This is a genomic window from Vibrio renipiscarius, assembly GCF_000827885.1.
Taxonomy (GTDB): domain Bacteria; phylum Pseudomonadota; class Gammaproteobacteria; order Enterobacterales; family Vibrionaceae; genus Vibrio; species Vibrio renipiscarius.
In genome coordinates, this window is the sequence record NZ_JTKH01000006.1 from 311,215 (window position 1) to 331,524 (window position 20,310).

Consider the following 20,310-nt stretch of genomic DNA (forward strand, 5'->3'; position numbering starts at 1 on the left):
CATTGTTGAGAGTAAATAGACCTAACTCGTTTTTGCCCCGAAGTATGTTCCGCTTATTACTTATGTACCGGTCACTCGCTTATTCATCAGCGGCCCAATGACTCTTTGCCTTGCCAAAGAGTAATCAGAAAGGCGCTTTGGTTCGGTAGTCATTGTTCGGTCGGTTTTAGGCGTTCCCGACGCCGAAAACCTAAAAATGCGTCCTGTATTTTTGCCTATAGCCGTATTTATCTTGGGCGCATTGAAATTCTCTTTAAATGGGGAGGCTCTGCCCAGAACTTTCACAGCTGGCACTTCATAACACAGAATTGCCCGAAGTATGTTCCGCTTATTACTTATGTACCTGTCACTCGCTTATTCATCAGCGGCCCAATTACTCTTTGCCTTGCCAAAGAGTAATCAGAAAGGCGCTTTGGTTCGGTAGTCGTTGGTCGGTCGGTTTTAGGCGTTCCCGACACCGAAAACCTAAAAATGCGTCCTGCATTTTTGCCTATAGTCGTATTTATCTTGGGCGCATTGAAATCCTCTTTAAATGGGGAAGTTCTGCCCAAAGCCTTCACCGTTGGCACGTCATAGCACAGAATTGCCCCATTGTTGGTTTCGTCAAAAAAGCCTATGTTCGTAGGTAGCCGAATTTCCCGCAAATCTAGCTAATGTGACCCCCAAAGTTCACAAAGTATGAAAAATGAGCATCATTGTGCGGTTATTTTTTCAAATGAACATACCGATTTTTGCTCTGTAACTCGCTCTAAAAGCGTCACAAAATCACAAGGCAAAGCCTTGAACAAGTGTCCAAAATCTTCGCTAAGAGCGTTTGAGAAGATTTGAGGGTTGTTTTGATAGCTAACCCGTCCGTTCAACATAATAGGAATAATAACCACCAGATTTTTAGCTAAAAACGCGAACTTTAAATCTCTGTTATGATAGCGATTGATGCTTTGGTGGAGGTGGAGGAGTGAGTTATGAGCAAATACGATGTAGATAAAATATTCCGCAATTTATCAACTGTTAATGGAATGACCGAGTCACTAGAAAAATTAAATAAGAGTTTCGTTAACTACGATGAATTTATGGGCCTTTCTAGTGTGAGTCGAATTGAATCCCCATTAGTCGAACTGAATCAGAGTGTGGAGTCTTTTCATCGCGGCTATGATGCAATCGAATTGGTCAAAATGAAAAGTACATTTCCTGAGTCTATATTAGGGCCAGATAAGCCAAATATAGCTATTGACCCGGACTTAATAAAGCCAAGAGGAACAATAGTGAAAAACATTTATAAGATTGACTCAAAAGCTTTTCAGATTGGTGACGGTAATACGCAGGCTTCGGTTGAACAAGTTGCAAGTAGTAGTGATGAAGGAATTTCTATTGCGCGTCGTAGTTTGAATATAACGATAATCGGGGTGATTGTAGCTATTATCGGGGTGATTGTATCGGTGGTAATTTATCTTAGCGGCACTTAATGCGCACCTCAACCAAGCTTGTTAGCTAGTGCGATTTTACACATCGCACTAGCTTTACCATACCTGTAGTTATTCATGAATCGCTAATGCTGGATCTTCCGAAACTCATTCCTGTCCAGAGACGTGCCAGCGCGATCACTGCTAGCATGTGATTACCTTCCCCTCAGTCAGGGTGATTCCGTTTTCTTTCAACCTAACAGCTTTGCTGGGCAAACAAAAAACCAGCGCATCAGCGCTGGCTTAAAATGTTGCATTTATTTCACGTCAAGCGTCAATGACTTGTGCATCAATGCTGCTTAGTCATCACAGTCATTATCGTTACTGTCATCTTCAACGTCGATGCTACGAGCAATGTGCTGACCTTCAAATAGGTGACCTTCTACTTCAACGTATTGCCTGTGCAGTTCATCAAAGTTAGCCAGACCTTCGTAGTTGGTTAGGTTATCTACGCTAACAGTGAACTCTTTATTTGAACATACATCGGTGATAGTGAACGTTTTTAGCTCAGAATCTGAAACGAGTGCGTACCCTTCGATGTCAAACTCGTTTTGTTCCCAATCGTTGTCGTCGTTGTCGTCGTTATCGTCTTCAAACTCAATCTCTTTTGCCATGAGTTTATTTTTGTTGTTTTTCAATTCAACTTCAACCCAAGCACCTGCGACGAGGTCACGATGGTCGCCGTAGAAACCGTCATCATATTCGGTTGAGCCCACGGTTTGAATTTGTGCGCTGTAGTTCAGTGTAAATGAACGCGGTTTGCCATCAGGGCCGCGTTTAACGAAAGTGACGATACCCTCGATTTCACCATCGTTAGGGATGTCAGTGTAATCGTCACGCGTGATCTTTTCTGCGCGTAATATGCCAGTGTCAGTATCGTACATACCAATCACCTCGACCCACATGCCGTTGCTCAATGGGAACGTAACGTTGATATTGCTGAAGTCAACAGTTAGCGAAGCGCCGATTTTAAAGGTGTTGTTGCCAAGTTGGCTTATAAGGCCTTCGGTTTCCGCTTGACCATTCCAGTGATTGAACTCGATCACTGAAAGTACGTTGTAGCCCGTTTCCGTTGGTAGCGCAGATACCATCACGTTACTGCCAACATTGATGTTACTGCTTAATGTAAATGGAAGCTCAACACCGTTGATCACAAATGATTTTCTGTCTGGTGAAATACTATCCACTTTACCGGTGAACGTAGGCTCTAGCGTGACGACAGCCCCACCAGGGCGGCGAGTGTTATCTTCAGAGATACGTACCATCATATTTTTTGACAAGATCGAGGTTGGAAGCGTCTCATCTTGGTAAGTGACGGTTAAATTATCAAGAGAATAGTTGTGGCCATTAACAGAGATAGTGTCGCCAGTAACGCGTTCGATGGAGCCTTGAGAGACAGGGGGCGTTTGCGCTGTGCCAGTTTCACCGCTGCTGCTGTCACTACCACCGCCACAGCCAACCATAGCGAGAGAGAAAATAGGTAAAATTGCGTAACGTTTCATAGAACTGCCTGTAAATAACAAATGTGCCCGATCGGCGGAGCGAAAACTAGCACATAAATTGGTAAGAAATTTCTTGGCAATGTCAGGAAAATGATAAATCTGGACTGAATTGGTCAAATGAGCAACTCAAACGATTCCGATGGCCACCACACCCATCAATAAGGGCTACTTTCCATGCGTTTTTTGCCTTAGCTTTTGGTCTGCCCTGCATCGTGTTCATGAGTATTGCGATGCGCATATGATAAATATAACAAACACTTGGCGTTTTCGGTTCGGTTGAGTTTAGTCTTTATGGTGATTAATTGAGCGGTGTGACCGGTGTGCTAGCCGCTGAGTGTTAGGAGACGTCGATGAAACTATGGGTACTGGTGTTACTCTTTTTGAGCCATTCTGTTGTTCAAGCAAAAGAACAAACCATGCTGTTGGGGTATATGACTAGCGAAGTGACAGCGGATGGCATGTCACCAACTCTGCTCTACGGGGATTATATCGCCTCTAGCCCAACGTATTATCAAGAACATGAGATTGAAAGAGGGGATATCGTTTTAATCAAAAGCCCTAAAAATGACGGTAGTTTGTGGATCAAACGTATTGTCGGGTTGCCAGGTGAAACGATACAGACAAAAAATGGGAAAATATATGTTAACGATAACGCTCTGATAGAGCCTTATGTTGATCAAAAAAACAATAAGGGCTGGGTGTTAAATCATCATGAGCGCTATCAGCCTTTGAATGATGAATATTTTATTTTGGGCGATAATCGAATAAACAGCCTGGATAGTCGGCACTTTGGGGTAATAAATAAAAATCAAATCGTCGCGAAAGCCATTCGTATTTACTATAGCCCGTCCATTTCGAGAATCGGAAAGCTCTGATTTAGTGACGCCAATATATGGCTATTTGATAGGGTGATTTAAGAGGGCATAGCGCCCCCTATATTCCCTGCGTTATGCCCGTTACTTTTTCGGAACGACTCAAAATAGGCTTGGACTTTGCCCATGAATAGGCTGGCCCGTGCTGGGATGCGTAAAGTAAATATCGCTAGCATGAAGCATTAAACGCGGCGGGGTGTCACTCCCTTCAAAGCCATTGTTCGATTCTGGGGTGTTATAAAGATCGCAACCCAAAATTGGGTGGCCAAATTCAAGGCTATGGATCCGCAATTGATGAGTGCGCCCGGTGATGGGCGTGTATTGAATTAGGGTTCGACAAGGGGTGTCTAAGCGACGTATGACTTGGTAGTCACTAATGGCACTTTTGCCGGTGTCGAGGCAAATTTTTACGCGAGGAAACAGCGCCTTATCTTTTGCTATCGGGGCTGAAATTTGGCCGATATCGGCTTCCACCCATCCTGCTAACATCGCGATATAGCGTTTTTGAACCGCTCGATCTTGAAACTGTTTATTCAGGCTCTTTGATGCTGCACTGTTAAGCCCTACCACCATAATGCCCGACGTCCCAAAATCGAGTCGATGTGGCAATTTAGCCTCGGCAAAAGCCGGGGTGGCTTTTTGGCTTTCGGTCGCCTCTTGACCGTTAACCAAACGGTAATGTACGGAATCCCAATTAAGCTGGTTTTTTCCCGACAAACTTAATAAGCCACTCGGCTTATTGATCAGCAATATATCGTCGTCTTGATACAAGATTTCGATTCTGCCTTGGCACTCAGGAGCCACAAAATTATCGATTATTTCATTCTTAGTATCGTCAGATGGAGACATTTGGAGGTCCGAATGGGTAAGAAAAGAGACAGCGCGAATTATAGTGTAATTCGCTAAGCGAGCGACTGTTTTCTTGGTTGCTGGGGGCTTTTTGTTTTTATGATAGCCGTTATTGATATTGTTGGCTTCGTGTGATTTTTCGTAAGATTTAGCCCCTAACGCGGTCATTAGGGCGCGTTAGGGGCTTGGGGATATGATGGTTTATCAAGAGGGGTTTGTCGCCTCTCCATATCTTCGTGAAAGGGTCAGCGAGTGACGGTGACCGAAGGATCTGTTCCCAGATTACTGTCAGTGATTTTTTTATTGCTCTGCACGTCTAGTGACGTGATTTGGTTTTGACGTAAAACGAGAACTTCAAGGTTGGGGTTTTGACTCACATCAATCGTAGAAATTTGGTTGTCATTGGCATACAGGTGGGTCAGTTCGCTTAAATTCGATACATCAATCTGGGTTAAACGGTTATGACCTAGATACGTTGTTTTCAGTGATTGCAGATGGTTGATATCGATCTCTTCCAGTTTATTTTTCCACATCACTAGGTGTTTGAGATGAGTGACGCCGCCGAGGTCGATCTTGCTAATCGCATTATCGGCAATATGAAGTGATTCAAGATCTGGGTGCCCGCCGAGTTTGATGTCATTGATCATATTGGTCGTCGCGTAGAGACGAAGGAGTTTATTGGCTCTCAAATCGATCTGCGTAATATTGTTGGCGTAAAGATTAAGATCTTTTAGATGGGTTAAATATTCAACGCCTGCAATCGAGTCTATCCCTTTGGATTTACAGACTAAGTTTACAACATCGGCAACCTTTTTATATCCATTGGATAAGAGACACGCTCTAAACTTTTTATCCTTAAAGGGCACATCCTTCACCCATTCAAATGGCTCAAATTGAATCGCGGTTGTATAGGAAAATGTGATGTTCTCAAAAAGCACATTGCTGTCGGCTAAGTTGATCACATCAATATTATTGCCATCAGTACGCAGCTCGACTAACTCGGCGTTAGATGAAATATCGATACTTTTGAAGTTGTTATTATCAATATCAATCAGCACCAGTTCAGGAAATGCTGAGAAATCAAATTCGGTTAACTGGTTACCCGCCATTTCAAGCTCTAACAGCGGTTGTTCTTCTAAACCGGCGATCGTGTCAATCATGTTATTATTTAAATTGACTTCCCTTAGCTTTAAATTATGGGAAAGGTCTAGTTTTTTGATGGGGGTGTGGGTGATTTTTAATGTCTTTAAGTATTTGAGATTCGATAAATCAATGTCTGTCAGAGGGCTGTGGCTAATGTCTACATAGGTTAAAAAGCTATCATTTGAAAACGTAATGTCGTCAAGTTGAGTATTCGCTGCTCGAAACAGCAAAAGGTTTTTATTTTGTGAAAGATCAACAACCTTAAGTTCGCTGTCATAAATCTTTAACATCTGTAAATGCGTGAGTCGCTCAACGCCCACGAGAGACGTGATGTTATTATCACAAGCTAAATGATCAATCTGCGCTATTTTTTCGCCGTTATCCAATACACATGCCCTAAATTTAGGGTCTTCAAAATGGATGGAAGTAACCAGCGAATAATAGTACCAATATGCGCCACAAAGTAACGACACAGTGACGGCGACTAAAATTAATTTTGTCGATGCTTTCAATGAAATGATCCCAGTGATAAAGAGGATGAAAGGGCAAAAGGCTATCGTAAACCCTCAATATCAACAAAGATATCTGGCGTTATTACCTAAAATTTGGAGCTAAATCATTAATCTATGATTGGTTAACGCTGTTTATTCAAAGATCAAAGGCCGCTGGTGACGTACCTCAAACATCGGGGGAGTGACGATTGTTTGTTTTGGGCCATTTTAAAATCGATCGTCGGGGTTTTGTCGTCTATTTCAATACCAAATCGCTGAGAAAATGGTGTGAGGGGGCAGTATGCCGCCCAAACAGGGCGACATATTTGATAATGCGTTGGGCGGGCTTAGCCAGCGTTTGACTATAGATACAGCCTACGAAGTTCTTTTTTATCAACTTTCCCGACGCTGGTTTTCGCGATGCTTTCAACAAACTTCACTTTCAATAGCAGCGCTTCTCGCGCAAGAATGCCTTTAGTGATGAAGTCTTTGGCGTATCCGAGTAACTCTTTTTCTGTCACTTGGGCATCGGCCTTTAACGTCACGAGAGCGAGAGGAACTTCGCCCCACTTGTTGTGTTGCATGCCGATAACCGCCACTTCAGACACGGCCTGATGCTGGTGGAGAATATCTTCTAGCTCAAGAGAGCTGACCCATTCGCCAGAGATCTTAATCATATCCTTCACGCGATCAGTGATTTTGATGAAACCGTCGCCATCAATGGTCGCGACATCTCCGGTGTGCAAATAGCCACCGCGCCACAGTGCTTTCGAGTTTTTATTATCTTTGTAGTACGTTGGTGTTAGCCAAGGTGCTCGCACTACAATCTCACCGCTTGTTTCGCCATCATGCGGCAGTTTGTTCATCTCTTCATCGACAATATGCGCTTCCACGAGCGCGACTTTTTTGCCGGTCTTAGAGCGATATTCAGCTTGTTTGTCGAGATCCATTTCTAAGTATTCGTGTGACAATTGCACGATCGAAAGAATAGGGCCGGTTTCGCTCATACCATACCCTGCAAACACATCAATATTGCGCTCAAGTGCCGCTTTACATAGCGCTTTTGGCAGTGCTGCGCCCCCAATCACCACTTTCCATTGTGAGAAATCAATAGAGGATGACTTTGGTGAGCTCAAGAGTAAGTGCAGAATGGTCGGCACACAGTGTGAGAAGGTGACGTTTTCTTGTTCAATTAGATTCAACAGGGTATCAGGAACGTATTTACCCGGGTAAACCTGCTTCACGCCAAGCATGGTGGCCATGTAAGGAAGCCCCCAAGCATGTACGTGGAACATTGGCGTAATCGGCATGTAGATATCGCCTTGATGCAGTCGACCTTGAACCGCATTAGTGCCGATAGAGCTTAAGATGCCGAGTGTGTGCAAAACCAGTTGGCGGTGGGTAAAGTACACCCCTTTTGGCATGCCAGTTGTGCCCGTGGTATAAAAAGTGGTCGCTACGGTGTTTTCATCAAAATCAGGAAAATCAAAGTGAGCCTCTTCTTGGTCCAAAAGCTGTTCGTATTCACACGCTTCGCCATCGCGTAATACGACATAATCGGTGACCGTATCAATGCGGCCTTTGATTTGATCAAGAATCGGTAAAAATTCTTCATGGATAAGAATAATGTCGTCTTCTGCGTGGTCAATGGTGTAGAGGATCTGTTCCGGAGACAAGCGCACATTGATCATATGCAGCTTCGCGCCAAGCATCGGAATCGCAAAGTAACATTCTAAATAGCGGTGAGAGTCGTAATCCATCACGGCAACCGTGTCGCCTTTTTTTACCCCCATTTTAGTCAGCGCATTCGCTAACTTTTTCACACGCTCGTGAAACGTCGCATAGCTATGGCGACGGTGGTTGGCATAGACAATTTCTTGCTCAGGATTGAATGCCACTGGAGAAAAAAGCAGATTTTTGATGAGTAATTGATAGTTGGATGGTTCATTCACATATTGGTTCATATCGGTTCTTCGTTATCTTTTTTATTTATCGATTTTCTGGTCATAACGCTCGCGATGTATTTCAGGCGCTTATGATTATTTTAGGGTGATGTATTCTTTTGTACACAGCAATTATCAGTCACCTCAATTGTTAAGTGGGTAACGTTTTCTCTGCATTATAAAGTGATGGCCTCAGCTCTGCCCGTCGCCATGATGTGAGTTAACTTGAGCATCGTGCCACGGATTCAAAAACGCCCCGATACTCATTGAGTGACCGAGGCGTTAGCACTTTGCTCATATTGAGTGTAGTGCGTTCATTCGTTGGCCGAATAGGGCGCAGAATGATTTATTTGGTGTGGAAAATCTGTTCTGTTTCCAGAGAGGTCATTGCTCTGATTTGACGCCAAACGTAGTAAAAGATACCCAACATCATCAACATGCTTGGAATGGCAATAATTGGGTAGCTGTATAGTGTGAGCTTACCAAGCTCTTCATTAAACTGAGCGGTGCCAGCAGGGCTGGTCACAATCCAAGTGGCAAGGAAATAATTCATCGCTGAAGAAAAAGCAAACGTGCTTGCGAAAAGGTAGTTTGATGAAGTTAGACAACGCTCAAATTGCGCTGACTGGCCATTTTCTTTTAAGCGTTCAGTGATCAATGACAGGTTCAATACGGTGTCATTCAAAATCATCTTCTGCATGAATGGGTAACGAGTAAACGTTGAGCCGAGTACCGCTAAACCAATCAGTCCTGGAATTAATGCTTCTTTAAGCGCTAACCAGCGAGTATCCAGTTCGAGTAAGCCAATCCCACCGGTCAATAGCACACTGATAAAGCCCAGCGCTGCGATGAAGTTGAATTTCTTGTTGCGGATGAGGTCCATACCGCCGTAAACAATGGGAAAGAGTAAAGCGACGACAAGTGCCATTGCTGTCCCCAAGTGCTCATCACCACTGAACTTCATTAAGATGAATGATGGGATGAAGACATTGAAGAGAATCTCGAATAGGGGATTCGACTTTTTTGTGGTCGTATTTTGCATAATTTCCTACTGACTTTATTTTGCTGACGACTGTTTGACGTCGGGAGCGAGTGTTTATCGCCTAGCGCTCGATGTAAAGCGTTAAAATGCCAACTTGTGTAACGATTTATGAAACAAGTCGGTCATTGCGGTATGGTCTAACGAACCTACGGATGGCTTAGGCAAAACCTATCACGATGATAAAACGCTCGCCTTCGAAATGCTATTTTTCATTCATTTCGGTGACTGGTAGCTCTCGGGTAATAGGGCATGTCCGCGTTTATCGGTGAGATAGATCAACGCATCAATCACGCGTATCGGCGTTAACAAGTTTTCTTCTGTGCAACGGTCTAATTCAAATGAAAGGTAAAGCTGATTCATTTCGACTTTTAAAAAGAGGTTGCCTTGTGGCGCTCTCTCTTGCGTTAGCGCGAAAACACCAATGCCAAGAAAGTGGGTGCTTTTTAAACTGTTTGTCGCGTAGATATCACATTTCAATTTGTGTGCGAGCGTTAAGAAATCGAGCAGTAAGTTTATTTGGTCGTCTGAAACGTCATCGAGTGCATGGATATGCGGCTCTTTACAGAAGCGTTCTAGATAGTTAAGCATCTGGTCGATATCGTTGTTGAATGGCATTTTGGGGCGCTCTTACAAAAGGGACGTAATTGTATCGTAGGGGCCTCGTCATACAAAGTTTTTCGGAGGTTTTGTTGGCCTGTGGGTTTGCTAAACCGTTCATAAAACAGAAGTCGTTTCTAGCATCGCTTGATGCTTTTCGACGATGCCGGTAGCGATCACATTGAAGCCGTTCTGGGCACGTTACCTCCATCCAATAGCAACCACTCGTTGGAACGAAGACCAATCAACATAACTCTTGGAGCCTTCTTGCTGATGAAAGAAACGAGTTAACGACAGTCTTATCCTCGTTTTAAGCGTTTTCACGCACTTACTCAGTCTGAACGGTATCGAGTCAAGCATACGCCCGCCTCCAGCATGGTGATCATTAAAGAGTTCTGCGTTATGCCTTCCCTTAAAAACGAAAAATAGGCATTAACGTGTACGGCATCGTTTGCCATGTCCTCGTGATTTTATTTTTCATTATGAATTTTCATTTGCTTTCATTTTCATTGTGATAATGAGTATGTGAGAGCTTTTCTAGTTTAACAAGAGCTAGATCAGATGATGTTTAATTATTGATAAACAAGTCACATCTAGACGTTTATTAGCAACAAATGCTGATCATTGCAAAAGTGAAATATCGGTTTGAAAATTAGAAGGTAAATTTTAAGTCATTGATTTATATTTACTTTATTTTCAGTTGCTATGGGTTTTGCATTTGTTTTTCTTGGTTTTATGGTATGAAGTGTGAGTTACATTTATAATGCAGAGCATAGAGGGATTTAAAATGTGAGTTTAATCATGCTTAGCGTAAAAAGTATTTGCTCAATAAAAATTATTGAAAGAGAATCGCTGCAAATGAAAAGAAATGAAAATTCAAATAAAAGATTAGCGGTATGTGCGTCGAGAAAAAAAATGGGGACGCAACAATGAAAACCGGAATTGAAAGACGTATGGAAATTGCCAACATGGTTGGTATGAAAGGCAAAATGCACGTTGACGACTTGGCTGATTATTTCAACGTGACTGGAGCAACAATACGGGCTGATTTACGCTTCTTAGAGCAAAATGGCTACATCATACGTTCACACGGTTTTGCACTCGTGAATAGAGACGTTCTTTCAAGGTTAGCGTCGTCAGCAACATCAAAAATGCAAAGGGGCGGATCAGATTTTTGTGAGTTGATTGCCAATACGATTCATGACGCGATTGATGAGAAAAACACTATTTTTGTCGATAGCAGTGTTTTAATTAGAAAGGCATTAAAGCAATTAAGCGATCTTAAGTCGTCGACAGTGATTACTCGTGATTTAAATTTGGTGCAGAACTTACCACAACTCACGGATTGTAATTTTTTCGTGACCGGTGGCCGAGTCAACGTCGAACAAATGAAAATGACAGGAACACGCATGATTAGCAGTTTAAAGCAATATCGCTTTAACAATGTGTTTGTTCAAGTAGACAGCTTTAATACCAAGCTAGGTGTTTTTTCTAAAAGTGAATCAGATGCAGACATGCTCAGATTGTTATGCGAAATATCTGAAAAAATAACGATAGTCGTCGAGTCTTCTGCATTTAATACCAGTGATTCATTTTGGGCTTGTGAATCAAATAAAATAAATTCAGTGATAACAGATTACGATTTAGATGATGATATTAAGCGATCATTGGAATCAAATAACATAAAAGTTATAAAACTCAGTTTAAATACTTAAACATCAATAATAAAAAGGAATATTTTTATGGCTAATATAGTTTTAGCTCGTATCGACGAACGCCTAATTCACGGTCAAATAAGATTGCAATGGGGCAAGCATTCAGGTGCCAATACAATTTTGGTCGCGAATGACGAAATTGCACAACTTGAACCGCTTCAAGCGCCATTCAAAGCGTCAGCAGGTAGTGATTTTGCCGTTATATTTAGAACGATAGAGCAAACTATTTCTAACCTGCCAAAAGCGGGTATGGACCGTAAAATTTTATTGCTTTGTAAAAACCCTGCAGATTTCGCAAAGATTGTCCAAGGTGGAATTGAATTGCCAGAAATTAATATTGGCAATATGCATTTTCATGAAGGGCGTGTCGCAGTTAATAAGTATATTAATGTAGACAAAAAAGACATGGAAGCGTTTGATGTTTTACGTAGCCATGGAAGTGTAAGTACTATTCAGCACATGCCAGAAAGCAATAAAGAATGCATTTTTGAAATGACGAAAGATTTATCTATCTAAGGTGAAATAAAATGTTAATGGAAGCTATTTTAGTCGCCGTTTGGGCGGCGCTATGCGGCATCGATAAATTCGATGTATTTACGGGGATTCACAGACCATTAGTTACCGGTACTGTGGTGGGTTTAATTCTTGGTGATCTACAAATGGGTTTGATTGCCGGCGCTACATTTGAACTGGCATGGCTAGGTCTTGTTGCTAACGCGGGTGTTCAGCCACCGGATACCACCGTGGGCGCTATTGTCGGTACGATGTTCGCGATTAAACTGGACATGACGCCTGAAGCGGCCATCGGTATGGCGATTCCTTTTGCTTTGGCTATGCAAACTTGTGTTCTTTTCCTATTTACGTCTTGTGCACCAATGATGCAAAAAGCGGATCAATATGCTGAAAGTCTCAACTTAAAAGGCATCGATAAGCTTATCTATATTGGTTTGAGTGCGCGCGCATTGTTATACGGTGTGGTTGGCTTCTGCGCGATTTACTTTGGTGCGACAGGTGCAGAATTCATTCAAGAATACTTACCTCAAAGTATCGTGAAAGGTATGGCGATTGCAGGTGGCATGATGCCAGCGGTTGGTTTTGCAATGTTACTTCGTACAATGTTTAACGTCGCTATTCTGCCGTACTTCTTCTTAGGTTTTGTGTGCTCGACTTATTTCAATATGCCTATTCTAGGAACCGCACTGGTCTTTACTTGTGTTGCCGTCCTCGATTACATGAACAATAAAAAGTCTGACACTCCTCAAGCAGCTCAAACACAGGTATTTGACGATGAACTCTAATGACATGACGATGAATCCAGCTGACTTCCATGATGATTCAGCAAGTTCATTGATTAGTAATACGGACAGTTACACCGATAAAACGGCAACGAAAGTCATCACCAAAAAAGATTTATGGAAAATTGGTTTCCGCGGTCTATTGATGGAAGGTAACTTTAACTTCAACCGTATGCAGGCGGGTGGTTTTTGTTACTCAATTAGTCCAGCGCTTGAGAAAATCCATAAAAACCCAGAAGACTTAAAAAAGGCATTAAAGAACAACCTACAGTTCTATAATGCGAACCCTAAAATGTTTACTTTGCCTCTTGGCCTTGCGATTGCAATGGAAGAGAGCAAAGAAAAACCGTCGACCATTGCTTCTGTAAAAGCGGCGACGATGGGATCGGTTTCGGGTGTGGGTGATGCACTAGACCATTCGGTTATGCTGCCATTAACGTTGGCGATTGGTAGTTCAATTGCTCTACAAGGTAACCCACTTGGTGTTTTGGTCTTCTTCATTTTGTACCAATCATACCGTATTCCAATGTACTTTTGGCTATTGTTCCTTGGCTACAACGCGGGTGTATCAGCGTTAGAAAAACTGTCCGATCAAGCTGAAAAACTAGGCCGTGCGGCGAACATCGTCGGTCTGGGTGTGATTGGTTCAATGGTGGCGAAATACGTGAAAGTTTCAACGGTCATTGAACTGGAAGCGGGCGCGGCGGATATTAGCCTTCAAACCGGTATGTTAGATAAATTGATGCCTAACTTACTGCCAATGGCATTAGTATGGCTGATGTACTACCTAGTGAAAAAAGGTAAATCACCAACGGCGCTTATTTTCGGCACGCTATTTGCGGGCGTTGGCGGTCACTTACTGGGTATTTTCTAATAAAGGCATTTTATGATAGGTATTATTGTTTCTGGGCATATTAATTTTGCTACAGGCATGCAATCAGCGGTAGAAGCCATTGTTGGTGAGCAAGCGTCGTTAGAGTTTATTGATTTTGTTCCAACGATGACAACGGAAAAATTAGAAGAGCAAATGCTTACTTCTATTAATAAAATGAACGATGGCTCAGGTGTTCTGATACTGACTGACGTTCCTGGTGGTTCTCCATGCAACCGTGGTGTGTCTATTATGTTGAGCCGTGATGATGTTCGAGTCGTTGCAGGTTGTAACTTACCAATGATCACTAACGCATGCTTTGAGCGTGATGATGTTTCTCTTGAAGAGCTTGCTGATATTGTTTGTGAAATTGGCGCCCAGTCAATGAAAGACATGGCAAAAGAAATTGCTCAACTTGAGAATAATGATTCTGATTCATTCGAAGACGAATTATAAAATAAAATATTAATAATGAAATAAAGGCACTACTTAATTTAATTCAATTGTTCCCCTAATTGGATTTGTTTAGTCAGGATAGTAGTGCCTTTTTTTTGACTTTTTTATATTTTAATTCCCCACAATATTTTTTAGATATTGGTTTTCTCCCGAACTCCAATAAAAAGGCATGCAACATGAACCGTACAGAAATTCTTAATAACATGAAGCGCGTGTACTCGTGGCAACGTGACAATCGCACGCGTTTTGTTACTCGTAGTACCGGTAAAAAACGTTTTTTGAAAGCGACAGATTGGGAACGTGGCGTGTTCTGGTTATCTGTTGCTGACGCTTGGCAAGCAACGGAAGATCAAGACTATCTTGATGGTTTGTTGGATTTCACATTGCACACTGGATTCCGTGCGGGTCCTCTTCCTCGTTTTGCTGATGATCATGTTTGTATGCAAGCGTATCAGCCTCTTTATCCTTTGTTTGATATTCCAGAGTCAGTTGATTACGCAAAGACGGCATTGGATATCATGATTAATGATCCGAAACCCGGCCGAGAAGATTGGTGGTGGTGTGATTCATTATTTATGGCTCCGCCTGTTTTTGCGGGTTTAACGGCTTACACCGGTGACGAGCAATACATTAATTATATGGATAAGGCGTGGTGGGATGCGGTTGAGAACTTGTTTGATCCTGAAACGAACCTGTATTACCGCGATAAGCGTTATATTCCGAACGCTGAAGGAACAGAGTTCCGTGAAGCGAACGGTGAAAAAGTATTTTGGAGTCGTGGTATCGGTTGGGTTCTCGCTGCCGTTCCTCGAATTTTGGATCATATGCCAGAAGACTACCCAACGCGTCCACAATACATTGCCATGTTTAAAGCACTCGCAGCTGAAGTGATTAAATACCAACAAGAAGATGGTTTTTGGCGCACAAGTCTGCTTGACCCACAAAGCTTCCCAGCGAAAGAAAGCAGTGCAACATCGCTATTTTGTTACGGCCTAGCATGGGGTATTAAGCAAGGCTATTTAGACAAAGAAACATATTTGCCAGTAGTAGAAAGCGCATGGGCATCGGTTGAATCGTGCATCCACGAAAATGGCATGATCGGTTGGGTTCAGTTACCCGCTTTTAACCCCCGTGATGTGAAATTTGAGCACAACATTGACTACGGTGCAGGCACATTCTTGTTAGCCGCCACCGCGATGTTGGCGTTGTCTGAATAAAGTTATTTCCGAACGTTGCTTGTGTATTACAGGCATTGATAAAAAAGGATCGTTGTATGAATAAGTTACTAGGTCTCTCTGTTGCACTCTTAAGTGGTGCGATTTCAGCTACAGCGGTAGCGGACGTCAATACTCAGGAATATCAAATTCGCTTTACGGAACAGGCGCCAATGATTGACGGCAGTGGTACAGATACTGCGTGGCTAGAAGCGGATACATTGACTCAGTTTACCTTTCCATGGCGTCCAGCGGTGGCCCCTGCGACTGAATTTAAAGCACTTTGGGATGCGGAAGCCGTCTATTTTCGCTACCGTGTCAGCGATGACAATATTGCCATTGGTACGGACCCAAAACGCGCCATTTTAGATTCTGATCGTGCTGAAATTTTCTTAGCAAAAGACAAGGCACTATCAACATATTACACGATGGAAATTGATCCGAAAGCTCGTGTATTTAGCGCCAAGGCCGCATATGACTCAGAGAACAAAAAGATTGGTTCGCTTGATAGTTCATGGAAGTGGCCTGGTTTAGTGGCTAAATCCAGTACAATGGACAAAGGCTATATCGTTGAAGGTAAAATTCCATTGAGCACATTGACCTCGTTAGAGCTTTGGCAAGACAGCCAAAAAACGGAGTTATTGTGTGCGTTAATGCGCGCGGAGTTTACACAAAAGCCAGATGGTAGTTTGGACATGGGCTGGATGACATGGATTGACCCGAATACGGCAAAACCGAATTTCCATAACCCATATACCTTTGGGTCTTGCAAATTAACGAAGAAATAAACATGAAAATTGCATTAACGATGGAAAATAGCCAAGCGGCTAAAAATGAAATTGTCTTAAAAGAGCTTGAATTTGTTACTGCTCAAAGCGGTGATGAAGTCTTTAACGTGGGCATGTGTGATGCGGATGACCATCACCTGACTTATATTCATTTAGGCATTCAAGCGTCAATTCTGTTGGCGTCAAAAGCAGTGGATTTCGTTTTCACTGGGTGTGGCACAGGCCAAGGTGCTTTGATGTCTTGCAATGCACACGGCAATGTTGTGTGTGGCTATGCACTAGAGCCTTCTGATGCATTTCTGTTTAATCAAATCAATAATGGCAACGCGTTGTCATTAGCCTTTGCAAAGGGTTTTGGTTGGGCGGCAGAACTGAATGTTCGTGGTATTTTTGAAAAAGTGTTGATGTCAGGTTGTGAAGGTGGCCAAGGTTACCCAATCGAACGTGCTGTACCTCAACAGCAAAATGCGGCCATCTTAAATGACGTGAAACAAGCACTGGCAAAAGACTATCTTGACGGTCTAAAAGCGTTGGATGTTGACCTGGTTCGCACCGCTTGTTCTGGCGAGCGATTCCAACAATGTTTATTTGAGAATAGCCAAGTGAGCGACATTTCGGATTACGTACGTTCAATTTTGAACTAATTGTATCGCTGAACTGTTGTGAGGAAAGGCCAATCGTATGATTGGTCTTTTTTTTATTGGCTTTTTTTGACGGGCAGTTGGCGGTGTTTTCCAAGTGAGTTGATATCGTATTTTCATTTCTTCAATTAGGAGGGGAAATGGCTAAATTTATTCAGGCATCAGAGCGTCCACGCATTCCATGCGAGCATCCTGATTTTAAAATGTATTGTCGGCTGTTTAAGGAAAACCTTATTCGGATAAAATCTAAAAAATCGCCTTTCACTAAGCACGATGCAGACATTCAAGCGCTATTCGAGCAAAGCAATGACCTCAAACATCAATGTGAATCAGTGGTGAACTATGTTGCAGCGTCATTCAAGCATTATGCGCTATGGGATTACACACACGCGTACTACCCAGGGCGTCCTAGCCAACAAAATGCCCGACTGGATGCGATGGAAGGGTGCAGCCGCGTGCTGCCAACGCTCGCGGCTTGGCTGCACGCAAACCCAACCCAGCAAGGTTGTTTGTATTCAAAAAATAATGAAACGCTTGATGTTGCCTATTGGATCCAAAAAGCATTTCTTGCTGGAACCGATCCGCAGCATAAGGGCTATTGGGGGAGGATTGAAGACTACGATCAACGCATTTGCGAAAGTGCCGATCTGGCTTTGACGTTGTGGCTAAGTAAAACGCAAGTTTGGGACTACTTTTCCTCTCCACAAAAGCAGCAAGTCGTGACGTGGTTTGAGCAGGTTAACCAAGCGAAGACGGTCGATAATAACTGGCACTTGTTTCCGTTGACGGTACAGTTTGTGTTGAAATCATTGACCGGTGTTGATCAGATCGATCAGAAGCGTTATGCCCGTATCAAGGCATTTTACGTCGGTGATGGTTGGTTTCGAGACGGTGCGAATGGCAATTATGATTATTACAATGCTTGGGGTTTTCACTATTCATTGTATTGGCTAGATCAAATCCAACCAGATTTTGACCCAAGTTTCATTCGCGAAAGCTTACAGCAGTTCAGTGAAACCTATCGCTATCTTTTTACTTCGCAAGGCTTTCCAATGTTTGGTCGCAGTGCGAGTTATCGCCTTTCCGCCACCGCCCCTTTACTTGCCACGCTGGACGCAAATGGCCCCGACTTACCAGAGTGTTACTTGGGGCAATTTAAGCGAGCGTTCCGCACCAATTTAGCGTTTTTTATTACGAACGGCGCGTTGAAACAAGGCCGCCCGACACAGGGCTTGTTCGATGATGATGTGCGCCTAACGGATAATTACAGCGGCCCCGCGAGCAGTTTTTGGTCTTTAAGAGCCATCAACATTGCGCTCTATTGTGGTGATAGAGTGGGCCTTTGGCAGGCGAAAGAAGCGCCTTTAGAGATAGAAAAAGACAGTTTTATGTTTTCTCTTGATGGGCCGAATATGTTGGTGATTGGAGTGCAAGATACCCAAGAGGTGACCGTGATATTTAAAGAAGAGTATTTGCCTCACTCGCAACAACCAGCAGCAGCTAAGCGCGGGCTGGAATCACAATCGATCCCTAAACAAATTAAAGAAAGCATTTTAGGCCGGGCAGAACGGCCTAAGAATAACTTGCTGCGCAAAGGCGTGACTTGTTACAGCTCGAAGCTGTCATCGTTTGTTTAGCGTTATTGTGCTTTAGCGTAGTGAGTGAAGCGCCTTAATCAGCCCTTCAAGCCCGGCTTCTACTTTACTTCTTTGGCACCCGACGTTAAAACGCAAGTGATTATGGCCTTGAGGGCCATAGGCGTCCCCGCGCATGATGGCAATTTTTTGATCATGAATCAGCGCATGCTGAAGCGCATCCATATCGACGTTTAACGGCGAGAGATCAAGCCAGGCTAAATAGGTGCCCTGTGGTAGACAAATATTGAGTTCAGGAAACTCGCGATTAAGCCGCTCAGTAACGTACGACAAATTTTGATGCAAATAGTGCTTGAGGGATTTGAGCCACGGTGCGCCTTCACGATACGCCGCGATGGTGGCGATAACCCCGAAAATAGTGGGTGATGAGAGCGCATCAGTGAGTTTTAACGTGTCAAGATAAGCGAGTTTTGTCTTCTCGCAACCTATGGCGGCATAAGCCCCACCGAGTGCGGGAATGTTGAAGGATTTCGACGCCGAACTGACTAAGGCCCATTGTGTATCTTTAGCCACGTCAACCCATGGGGTGTAAGGGTCAAAACAGATATCCATATGGATATCATCGCTAATGACGTGCAAGTTATTGCGATGAGCGATGTCGGCGATTTTCTCTAACTCTGCTCGTGTCCAGACTTTACCGGTTGGGTTGTGCGGGTTACACAGCATCAAAATACGGCATTGTGGCTTTTCTGCCTGAGCGATAAGGTTATCCCAGTCAATCTCAAAGCCGCCGTTGACCTTCTCTGCATTTTTTTTCAGTGGGCAAGGCAGTGATGTTCGGCCTGCGGTTTCAATGATCGGTCGGAAGGCATCGTAGGCGGGCGCAAAAAATAGAATACTGTCGCCAGGCTCAGACCAAAGCTGAATCAGTCGAGAGATGATATACATCACGGAAGGGCCGTATACGATACTGTCTTCTTCGATGGTCGCTTGATACTGGCTTGAAAACCAGTGACAAATGGATTGTTTGAAATCCGCATGATTCCAACGGCTGTACCCAAAAATGCCATGGTCCAATCGTTGCTGTAGAGCCTTGGTAATACAAGGCGCGGCGGCAAAATCCATGTCTGAAATGGTGAAAGGCAACAGGTCTGAATAACCGAATCGGTCGCCGACATAATCCCACTGTGTTGAATAAGTATTGAGGCGGTTGGTCGGGGCAGAAAAATCAAAACTCATCGCGTAATTCCTAGAGAGAGAAAGAAAAACGCGGTGATGGGGGTCACCGCGTCAGCATTACTGCAGGAGCAATTAACCTCTGGGGGAAGAGGATTATTTATTCAGTAATGCTTGTTCTAAACGGTGTAAACGACGGTTTTGCTCAATCATTTTTCGGATCAGTTCGCGTTCAGATAAGGTCGTCATTAGGTGGTCTTGTGCGTGAACCATAATCATGCTGACCACGATTTTCTCACCACAAATTTCCTGGCGAATCAGATCAGTTTGTACGGCATGAGCTTTACGAACGCTCACGTTGCACTGTTCCATCATCGCTTCAACTTCATCAAATTTGCCTTCCTCTGAAAGCGCGAGAGCCTCATATGCATAGCCCTTTGCTTCGCCAGAATAGCTGACGATGGAGATTATGATTTTTTCAAAGTCTTCATTCATTTCTTGGGTATTGCTCATGGGAGATTCCTTGGATTTCGTTTGATGTATGCACCCTATCAGAAGCCGAATAAAAAGCGACGAAACTTGATTTCACTAAATCTGTGAAATCAAGTTTCGTTGACGAAAGTAGGCAGATGTCTGTTAATTGGGGTGTCATTTAATACG

At 43.3% G+C, this 20,310-nt stretch carries 19 protein-coding genes; 11 read left to right on the forward strand and 8 right to left on the reverse strand.

Features of this window, described 5'->3' with window-relative positions:
* Positions 1-962 precede the first annotated feature (962 nt).
* On the forward strand, positions 963-1,463 hold the full coding sequence (locus OJ16_RS04710) for a hypothetical protein (protein WP_040987932.1): 501 nt from the start codon (positions 963-965) through the stop codon (positions 1,461-1,463).
* 296 nt (positions 1,464-1,759) lie between these two features.
* On the opposite strand, the gene OJ16_RS04715 is transcribed toward OJ16_RS04710, so the two are convergent.
* On the reverse strand, positions 1,760-2,962 hold the full coding sequence (locus OJ16_RS04715) for a DUF5666 domain-containing protein (protein ID WP_040987934.1): 1,203 nt from the start codon (positions 2,960-2,962) through the stop codon (positions 1,760-1,762).
* Between the two features lie 350 nt (positions 2,963-3,312).
* Here OJ16_RS04715 and lepB point away from each other — a divergent pair, with 350 nt between their 5' ends.
* Positions 3,313-3,837, forward strand: coding sequence for a signal peptidase I (gene lepB / locus OJ16_RS04720; RefSeq protein WP_052810329.1), 525 nt, complete (start codon positions 3,313-3,315; stop codon positions 3,835-3,837).
* Between the two features lie 99 nt (positions 3,838-3,936).
* Here the strand turns inward: lepB and OJ16_RS04725 are convergent, their stop codons facing one another.
* The 5 genes from OJ16_RS04725 to OJ16_RS04745 form a co-directional block, all read right to left on the reverse strand.
* Complete coding sequence (locus tag OJ16_RS04725; RefSeq protein ID WP_040988804.1) at positions 3,937-4,683, reverse strand: RluA family pseudouridine synthase; 747 nt, start codon at positions 4,681-4,683, stop codon at positions 3,937-3,939.
* A gap of 245 nt (positions 4,684-4,928) precedes the next feature.
* A complete protein-coding gene (locus OJ16_RS04730) occupies positions 4,929-6,338 on the reverse strand; it encodes a leucine-rich repeat domain-containing protein (protein WP_236688416.1) in 1,410 nt (469 codons plus the stop codon).
* 341 nt (positions 6,339-6,679) lie between these two features.
* Positions 6,680-8,281, reverse strand: a complete 1,602-nt coding sequence (locus tag OJ16_RS04735; protein ID WP_040987938.1) for a long-chain fatty acid--CoA ligase — start codon at positions 8,279-8,281, stop codon at positions 6,680-6,682.
* A 325-nt stretch (positions 8,282-8,606) separates the two neighbouring features.
* A complete protein-coding gene (locus tag OJ16_RS04740) occupies positions 8,607-9,302 on the reverse strand; it encodes a VC0807 family protein (RefSeq protein WP_040987941.1) in 696 nt (231 codons plus the stop codon).
* 213 nt (positions 9,303-9,515) lie between these two features.
* Positions 9,516-9,917 carry a hypothetical protein gene (locus OJ16_RS04745; protein WP_040987942.1) on the reverse strand — a complete coding sequence of 134 codons (402 nt, stop codon included), beginning with the start codon at positions 9,915-9,917 and terminating at the stop codon, positions 9,516-9,518.
* A gap of 911 nt (positions 9,918-10,828) precedes the next feature.
* Here OJ16_RS04745 and OJ16_RS04750 point away from each other — a divergent pair.
* The 9 genes from OJ16_RS04750 (at position 10,829) to OJ16_RS04790 (ending at position 18,516) form a co-directional block, all read left to right on the forward strand.
* Positions 10,829-11,614: a DeoR/GlpR family DNA-binding transcription regulator gene (locus OJ16_RS04750; protein ID WP_236688415.1), complete on the forward strand. Its 786-nt coding sequence runs from the start codon at positions 10,829-10,831 to the stop codon at positions 11,612-11,614.
* A gap of 27 nt (positions 11,615-11,641) precedes the next feature.
* On the forward strand, positions 11,642-12,130 hold the full coding sequence (locus OJ16_RS04755) for a PTS system mannose/fructose/N-acetylgalactosamine-transporter subunit IIB (protein WP_040987947.1): 489 nt from the start codon (positions 11,642-11,644) through the stop codon (positions 12,128-12,130).
* Positions 12,131-12,141: 11 nt separating this feature from the next.
* On the forward strand, positions 12,142-12,912 hold the full coding sequence (gene agaW, locus OJ16_RS04760) for a PTS N-acetylgalactosamine transporter subunit IIC (RefSeq protein ID WP_005594611.1): 771 nt from the start codon (positions 12,142-12,144) through the stop codon (positions 12,910-12,912).
* Positions 12,902-13,783, forward strand: a complete 882-nt coding sequence (locus tag OJ16_RS04765; protein ID WP_040987951.1) for a PTS system mannose/fructose/sorbose family transporter subunit IID — start codon at positions 12,902-12,904, stop codon at positions 13,781-13,783. Before agaW ends, OJ16_RS04765 begins: the two co-directional genes overlap by 11 nt.
* Positions 13,784-13,795: 12 nt before the next feature.
* Positions 13,796-14,236 (forward strand): PTS galactosamine/N-acetylgalactosamine transporter subunit IIA, encoded by a 441-nt coding sequence (agaF, locus tag OJ16_RS04770; RefSeq protein ID WP_040987953.1) that lies wholly within the window; start codon positions 13,796-13,798, stop codon positions 14,234-14,236.
* A gap of 176 nt (positions 14,237-14,412) precedes the next feature.
* Positions 14,413-15,453 (forward strand): glycoside hydrolase family 88/105 protein, encoded by a 1,041-nt coding sequence (locus OJ16_RS04775; RefSeq protein WP_040987955.1) that lies wholly within the window; start codon positions 14,413-14,415, stop codon positions 15,451-15,453.
* A gap of 56 nt (positions 15,454-15,509) precedes the next feature.
* The gene (locus tag OJ16_RS04780) at positions 15,510-16,238 is read left to right on the forward strand and encodes a carbohydrate-binding family 9-like protein (RefSeq protein WP_040987957.1); all 729 of its coding nucleotides are present in this window, start codon (positions 15,510-15,512) and stop codon (positions 16,236-16,238) included.
* Between the two features lie 2 nt (positions 16,239-16,240).
* Positions 16,241-16,882, forward strand: a complete 642-nt coding sequence (locus OJ16_RS04785) for an RpiB/LacA/LacB family sugar-phosphate isomerase (protein ID WP_040987959.1) — start codon at positions 16,241-16,243, stop codon at positions 16,880-16,882.
* 137 nt (positions 16,883-17,019) lie between these two features.
* A complete protein-coding gene (locus tag OJ16_RS04790; protein ID WP_040987960.1) occupies positions 17,020-18,516 on the forward strand; it encodes a DUF2264 domain-containing protein in 1,497 nt (498 codons plus the stop codon).
* Positions 18,517-18,528: 12 nt separating this feature from the next.
* Here the strand turns inward: OJ16_RS04790 and OJ16_RS04795 are convergent, their stop codons facing one another.
* Together OJ16_RS04795 and OJ16_RS04800 are read right to left on the reverse strand one after the other, a co-directional pair.
* Positions 18,529-19,713 carry a MalY/PatB family protein gene (locus tag OJ16_RS04795; protein ID WP_040987962.1) on the reverse strand — a complete coding sequence of 395 codons (1,185 nt, stop codon included), beginning with the start codon at positions 19,711-19,713 and terminating at the stop codon, positions 18,529-18,531.
* A 93-nt stretch (positions 19,714-19,806) separates the two neighbouring features.
* On the reverse strand, positions 19,807-20,163 hold the full coding sequence (locus OJ16_RS04800; protein WP_040987963.1) for a PTS lactose/cellobiose transporter subunit IIA: 357 nt from the start codon (positions 20,161-20,163) through the stop codon (positions 19,807-19,809).
* Positions 20,164-20,310 lie beyond the last annotated feature (147 nt).